Here is a 1,485-nt window from a genome sequence, read left to right on the forward strand (position 1 = left end):
GAGGAATTGTCAAATCCTGTGGATCGGTGAGTTTCAGGCGACCTCCGTTCCGGCGGGTTGGGCCTCGGTCGGTGCTGCTGGCGGGGTGATGTCGGCGGGTCGTTCCAGTAGTTTGCCTTTGTGGAAGACCGCACCGGCGCGGACCAGGGCGACCAGGTGTGGGGCGTTGACGGCCCGCCAGCGGGCTTGTGCGGCGTCGATCAGCTTGTAGGCCATGGCGAGCCCGGCCGCCCGGGAACCGGGCCCCTTGGTGACCTTCGTCCTCAAACGTACTGTGGCAAAGGTGCTTTCGATTGGATTCGTGGTGCGCAGGTGAATCCAGTGTTCGGCCGGATAGTGATAGAACTCCAGCAGCGTGTCCAAGTCGTCGGTGATCTTGGCGACCACCTTGGGGTACTTGGCGCCGAAGTCGACCTCGAACGCTTTGACCGCAAGCTGGGCCTTGTCGATATCCTCGGCGTTGTAGATCTCCTTCATCGCGGCGGTGGCCGCAGGATGTGCTGATTTCGGCAGTGCGGCAAGCACATTGCCCTGCTTGTGGAACCAGCAACGCTGCTCGCGGGTGTCGGGGAACACCTCGCGTAGCGCCTTCCAGAACCCGAGCGCACCGTCGCCAACGGCGAGCACCGGTGCGGTCATGCCGCGGCGGCGGGCATCGCGCAGCAGGTCGGCCCACGACTCGGTTGATTCGCGGTAACCGTCGGTCAGGGCGACCAGTTCCTTGCGGCCATCAGCACGCACCCCGATCATCACCAGCAGGCACAGTTTCTCCTGCTCCAGGCGGACCTTGAGGTGGATGCCGTCGACCCACAGGTAGACGTAGTCGGTGCCCGACAGATCCCGCACAGCGAACGCCTTGGCCTCGTCTTGCCACTGGGCAGTCAGCCGGGTGATCGTGGTGGCCGACAACCCGGCACCAGAGCCGAGGAACTGCTCGAGCGCAGGCCCGAAGTCGCTGGTCGACAACCCGTGCAGGTACAGCAGCGGCAGCACCTCGCTCATCTGTGGAGATTTGCGCGCCCAGGCCGGCAGGATCGCCGAGGAGAACCGCTTGCGTTGCCCAGTGTCGGGATCGACGCGGCGGTCGTTGACCCGCGGCGCTTTGACCTCGACTGCGCCGGCGGCGGTCAGCACCTCGCGGGCCTGGTGATAGCCGTTGCGCACCACCAGTCGGTGGCCGGCCTCGTCGAGCTGATCGGCGAACTGGGCCACGTAGGCGGCGACCTCGGCCTGCAGTGCGGCGGCCAGCATCTGCCGGGCGCCGTCGCGGACAATCTCATCGAGCAGCGACCGGCCGGGACCACCGGTGTTGTCGTTGGAGGAATCGGCGTCGTGAACTACGGTGAGCATGGGCGTGCCTTCCCGACCAGCGCGCCAACGCCGGTCTTGATCAGAACCACTTCGACTTGAAGATCATCCTCGGGAAGGTGCGCCCTTTCCTACGCCACCTCACCGAGGCTCATCCACAGGTTCTGATCATTGCTC

The 1,485-nt window shown here is 65.3% G+C and carries 1 protein-coding gene; it reads right to left on the reverse strand.

Annotated features, from left to right (window positions below):
- Nucleotides 1-33: 33 nt before the first annotated feature.
- Nucleotides 34-1,350 carry an IS256 family transposase gene (locus BST28_RS22865; protein WP_019739109.1) on the reverse strand — a complete coding sequence of 439 codons (1,317 nt, stop codon included), beginning with the start codon at nucleotides 1,348-1,350 and terminating at the stop codon, nucleotides 34-36.
- Between the last annotated feature and the right edge of the window lie 135 nt (nucleotides 1,351-1,485).

This window comes from Mycolicibacter kumamotonensis (assembly GCF_002086285.1).
Lineage (GTDB): Bacteria > Actinomycetota > Actinomycetes > Mycobacteriales > Mycobacteriaceae > Mycobacterium > Mycobacterium kumamotonense.

Excerpts from the sequence above, each read along its gene's own strand:
- BST28_RS22865 (WP_019739109.1), bottom strand. The coding sequence starts at position 1,350 with ATGCTCACCGTAGTTCACGACGCCGATTCCTCCAACGACAACACCGGT.